Here is a 4,592-nt window from a genome sequence, read left to right as displayed (position 1 = left end):
GTCAGTGTCTGATAGTGTTCAATGACGTCAAGGCGTTTAGGGTAAAGATCGGGGAAGATAAGGCTTTCTTGATTGAGAGGAGGGAGCGTTCCCCCCTCCCGTTTTCCTTCGCTCGGAGAAAAGAGGATAATCATAGGTTAATAATACGCAGCGATAATGGCGTAACTGAGGAAGAACATCATGTGTGATGCCCCCTCAAAGTAATTGGTCTCTCCCTCATCGGTCGTCTTCCAGACCAACAGGATCGTCAGCAACAATGCACCGATTTGAAGCGGATTAAAATCGAGGGTAAGATTAATCCCTGAATAGTACGCCAATATCATCAAAATAGGAACCGTCAAGATAATCGATACGGTTGAAGCCCCCATAGCGATATTGACGACCCGCTGGATCTGATCGTTTCGTGCGGCACGGACTGCCGTAAAAATTTCAGGAGAGACACTGATAATCGCGATGACCAATCCTGCCAATCCTGCCGATATTCCATACTCTTTGGCAATACGAACACCCTCACCTGCAAAAATCTCTGCCCCAAAGGCAATAATGGCAATAAATCCAAAAATCACGGCGAAGTTGATTGGGGTGCTAAAATGCTCGAAAACATAATCACTCGATTCATTTTCATCAATCTCAGCATCCTCTTCCTCTTGGAGCTTTCGTTTTAAACGGAAAAAACGGCTACGTGCCGTTGCTTTGAAAAAGTGGGTGTGGGTACGGGTTTGGAAAATAAAAATAATAATGTAAAAAAGGAGCAATACCCCTGCAATCAAATGGCTTACATGGGTTAAAGAGGCACTACCATGATCTGTATGACTCAATAGCCCCGGTACCAATAACGCGCTGGAAGCAACAAATAAAACGGTACTGTAAGCGCTGGAAGTCTCTTTGTTATGTTGTTGCTGTGTATACGCAAGCCCTCCTAGAAAAACGGCAAGTCCGAGCAAGACATTCAAATCGACGATTACAGCGGAGATAATCCCCCCCTTGACGGTCTCTAATACTTCAGGTGAGTGTTTTACTTCCAATAAAATAACGTATAGAAGAATAATCTCAACCGCAACCGCACTAAAGGTGAGGACAAAACTACCGTAAGGTTCTTGTAGCCGTTCTGAGAGGATATCAGCTACCTCGGCAACCGTCAGTGAGAGTGCAGCGATACCGATTGCAGAAAAAATCGTAGCCATCATGGCATCGTGCTGAGTGTGAAAGATAAATCCGAGTGCTATTGCTGATATTCCAATAAAAATATCCCAATAATCCTCAATAAAATAGCGTATCCGCCTGTCCAATTCTTTGTCCTTTTTTATGAATGTTAATAGACTATCATACCATAATCGATAGGATGATTAAATCCACCCTTTTCGTTTAAAGATATATACCGGTAGTATCGATGAGATAATCATCATACAGACAGAGAGTAAATAGCCAAATTTCCAATGCAGTTCCGGTAAAAGATCAAAGTTCATCCCGTAAATGCTTGCAATCAAGGTCGGTGGAAGGAATACGACATTTACGATCGTAAACATTTTAATAACCTTGTTTTGCTCGATACTCAAAACGCCGACAAAGATGTTTTGGAGGTAATCGAGTCGCTCAAAATTAAAGTCGGTATAGTCAATCAATGATTTGATGTCTTTAAGCATAACGGTAACATCATGTTTTAGTGCATGTTTATATTTATTTGATTTCAAAAACGAGCTCAAAATACGCTGTTTATCATTGAGATTTTCCCGTATTTGCGTATTCAAATCTTCCAAGGAGGAAATGCGTGCCAAGATCTCTTCGTCTTCATTGGAGTAGTCAGTCAAAACGTGCTTTCGTAAACGGGTAATATCGCGTGCAAGCTTTTCGATAATATCGGCATCGGCATCGATACGGATATCCAAAATCTGACAAAAAATATCGTATCCCGTCTCAAAATGCTTCGGAGTTGCAAAGAATTTACGGTTGAACTCATCAAACGTATAGAGATTGGTATACCGAATAGAGATCAAGAGATTATGATGGAGAATGAACGATACCGTTTCATTGTGAGAACTATCGGGCTTCGTTACTAAAAAATAACTGTTGATCTCAATACGGTCATTCTCTTCCCAATAGCGCGAACTGATCTCAATCTCTTCGGTCTCTTGTTTGGTCGGAAATTTAATATTAAACGTGTTTTCAATAAAAATGATCTCATCATACGTTGGCATCAACATATCGATCCAGATCACTTTTTCAATAACATCTCCGTCAAGTTCTGACATGGTATCGATAAATGCAATCGCATTCTCATTACGGACGTAACATTTAATCATTAGCTACTCCTCTCTTAAATCGCTCTTTATAGAAGCATTTTTGACACAGCTCTTCGGTACAGATTCCCTTGGAAAAACCATCACTAATCGTCGAAGAGCGTTTCGATATCAGAATTTTACCCAAATTTGTCTCACTCAGGTTACCAAGAGTGATAATCCCCTCGGAGTCCAAGCAACACGGTACCACTCTCCCATCGACAAGGATGCCGATTTGTTTGTTCAGCCCTTGGCAATAGCTGTGGGTAAGGGTCGTGTTTTCAAGACTCGGCCACTCAAAATAGCGATCAAAATGAAGCAGTATCTTGGACGCCAAACGTATCGATTGCCGCTCGCCGCTGATCTGCGAAGCAATCATCCCCGCTTCAAGAGAAAAATGGCTCTCCAAAAGCGCAAACAACCGTTCATTAAAATGGCTCTCGCTGTGAACCTCATCCAAATTCCAAAGACGGAGATTGATGAAAAAATCTTTTTCCCTTGCAAGCTTCTCATCACACAGCGCCAAAATAGGCTCCATATACGCTTCAAAGGTTCGAGAAACACTGTTTTTATTGAAACTATTGAGGGAGATGTTCACTTGGCGGAGTGTGGGATGAAACAGTGCTTCTCTACGGAGTGGATCAAGATAAAACCCGCTGGTGGTTATCATTACTTTCAAGGCAGTAGCTTGGGCGATATCAAGATACTCTTCCAAATTAGACAAAACCATCGGATCACCCATCACGTGCAGTGCGATTTCATCGGTATAGTCTCGAAGCTGTTCTGCGACCGATCGGAAGAGGCTAAGTTCCATGGTCGCGGTTGGAGTCGATTTAGGGGGGCAAAAACTGCACGATAGCCCGCAAATATTGGTTATTTCAACGTAGGCACGGCTGAATTTCATTATAATCCCTTTATGCAAACATTAGAATCACTCAACCAAGCACTCCACACCAATGATGCACTCATGCTCTATTTCAGTGCACCCACCTGTAACGTCTGTCATGCCCTAAAACCGAAACTGACCCAAGCGATTATGGATAACTTTCCCACGTTTGTTATAGAGAGTATCGACATCTCCGAAACACCCGAAATTGCATCCCATTTTAGCGTCTTTGCCATTCCGACGGTACTTATCTTTTTTCAGGGGCGGGAGTTTTTACGTAAAAGCCGCCACATGAGTGTCGGTGAAGTGATCGAAGATATTCGCCGACCCTATAACCTTATGCTTGCGTAAGCAAACTTCTGCCTCAAAGAGGCAAGCTTTAGTAGCCCAAGCGGCAAGCGTAGCTATGGGGGCTTTGCTCCCGTAGCGTATCACATTACGGTAAAAAGCTGACAATCCCTGCCGTTACGGCAACATTGAGCGACTCGACACCGCGATACATCGGGATACTCACATTATGAGTCGAAGCTCTCATCACCGTGTCGCTTACCCCTTCGGTCTCATTCCCCAATACAAAAATAGCCCTCTTCGGAATTTTCAATGTATGGATATCTTCTTTGGCGTGAGAGGAGAGAGTAATAATTGCCGTATCGCTCAAGGTCAAAATATCACTCAAATCTTCACAGTAATAGATCGGGATTTTAAAGAGGGTTCCCGCGCTCGCTTTCATCACAAGCGGAGAGAGTTTGGTGCTGTTGCGACGAGGTAATACGATCCCATCGATTCGACTCGCCGCAGCGGATCGGACAATCATCCCCAAATTTTGAGGGTTATTGATCCCATCGAGGGCTAAAAGACGAAATGCATCAGGTAGATCGGTCGGAATATTCGAGGCACTGCGATAGTTTTGGCTCACGACGTCAATCGCGACCCCTTGATCCTGAGCGCTGTTTTTCGAGATACGGGATAATGACTCTTTGGTGTGGTATTTGATCTCCACACCGCGCATTTCAGCAAGATCCATGATCTCTTCAATCGTCTCATCGGTGCGGTTGCTTTTGGAGAGATGCAATTTGTGAATCTGCACCTCATCATCACGCAATACCTCAACCGCTACATTGCGACCGTAAAGGGTAATCAACGAATCAAAAAAACGCTTCTTCTCTAAATATTCAGGTGAATCTTGCATTAGATTTTTGCCGCAACGGCTTCTGCAGTAAATCCGAATTTCTCAAACAATTTATCCGCAGGGGCACTGGCACCGAATCCATCCATAGCGACAACCGTATCAGCAAAACGGTACCACTCTAAACCGCGAGCCGCTTCGATAGCGATCTTTTTCGTGGATGGTTTAATGATAGAATCGATATAGCTTGGTGCTTGTTCCAATAACAGATCAAAACACGGGACACTCACAACATTCGCCGCAA

At 43.5% G+C, this 4,592-nt stretch carries 5 protein-coding genes and 1 pseudogene; 1 reads left to right on the top strand and 5 read right to left on the bottom strand.

Annotated features, from left to right (window positions below):
• Positions 1 to 137 precede the first annotated feature (137 nt).
• Genes JZU62_RS09965 through JZU62_RS09955 form a run of 3 tightly spaced genes read right to left on the bottom strand, consistent with a single transcriptional unit; the run spans position 138 to position 3,180 of the window.
• Positions 138 to 1,289 carry a sodium:proton exchanger gene (locus JZU62_RS09965; RefSeq protein ID WP_295014367.1) on the bottom strand — a complete coding sequence of 384 codons (1,152 nt, stop codon included), beginning with the start codon at positions 1,287 to 1,289 and terminating at the stop codon, positions 138 to 140.
• A gap of 57 nt (positions 1,290 to 1,346) precedes the next feature.
• On the bottom strand, positions 1,347 to 2,300 hold the full coding sequence (gene corA / locus JZU62_RS09960) for a magnesium/cobalt transporter CorA (protein WP_295014366.1): 954 nt from the start codon (positions 2,298 to 2,300) through the stop codon (positions 1,347 to 1,349).
• A complete protein-coding gene (locus tag JZU62_RS09955) occupies positions 2,293 to 3,180 on the bottom strand; it encodes a radical SAM/SPASM domain-containing protein (protein WP_295014364.1) in 888 nt (295 codons plus the stop codon). The genes corA and JZU62_RS09955 overlap by 8 nt, the downstream gene beginning before the upstream one ends.
• Positions 3,181 to 3,192: 12 nt before the next feature.
• Here JZU62_RS09955 and JZU62_RS09950 point away from each other — a divergent pair, with 12 nt between their 5' ends.
• The gene (locus JZU62_RS09950) at positions 3,193 to 3,513 is read left to right on the top strand and encodes a thioredoxin family protein (protein ID WP_295014362.1); all 321 of its coding nucleotides are present in this window, start codon (positions 3,193 to 3,195) and stop codon (positions 3,511 to 3,513) included.
• 85 nt (positions 3,514 to 3,598) lie between these two features.
• Here the strand turns inward: JZU62_RS09950 and JZU62_RS09945 are convergent, their stop codons facing one another.
• Both JZU62_RS09945 and JZU62_RS09940 read right to left on the bottom strand, forming a co-directional pair.
• Positions 3,599 to 4,351, bottom strand: a complete 753-nt coding sequence (locus JZU62_RS09945) for an RNA methyltransferase (protein ID WP_295014360.1) — start codon at positions 4,349 to 4,351, stop codon at positions 3,599 to 3,601.
• Positions 4,351 to 4,592 (bottom strand): annotated as a pseudogene (locus tag JZU62_RS09940) (transketolase); the annotation flags it as partial. The gene JZU62_RS09945 and the pseudogene JZU62_RS09940, both read right to left, overlap by 1 nt.

The organism is Sulfuricurvum sp., from assembly GCF_019163035.1.
Taxonomy (GTDB): Bacteria; Campylobacterota; Campylobacteria; order Campylobacterales; family Sulfurimonadaceae; genus Sulfuricurvum.
The sequence above is the reverse complement of the archived record's forward strand: the minus strand, read 5'-3'. Positions and strand labels throughout refer to the sequence as shown.

What these genes read in the sequence shown, in the direction of transcription:
- corA (WP_295014366.1), bottom strand. Translation starts at nt 2,300, where the DNA reads ATGATTAAATGTTACGTCCGTAATGAGAATGCGATTGCATTTATCGAT.
- JZU62_RS09955 (WP_295014364.1), bottom strand. Translation starts at nt 3,180, where the DNA reads ATGAAATTCAGCCGTGCCTACGTTGAAATAACCAATATTTGCGGGCTA.
- JZU62_RS09950 (WP_295014362.1), top strand. Translation starts at nt 3,193, where the DNA reads ATGCAAACATTAGAATCACTCAACCAAGCACTCCACACCAATGATGCA.
- JZU62_RS09945 (WP_295014360.1), bottom strand. Translation starts at nt 4,351, where the DNA reads ATGCAAGATTCACCTGAATATTTAGAGAAGAAGCGTTTTTTTGATTCG.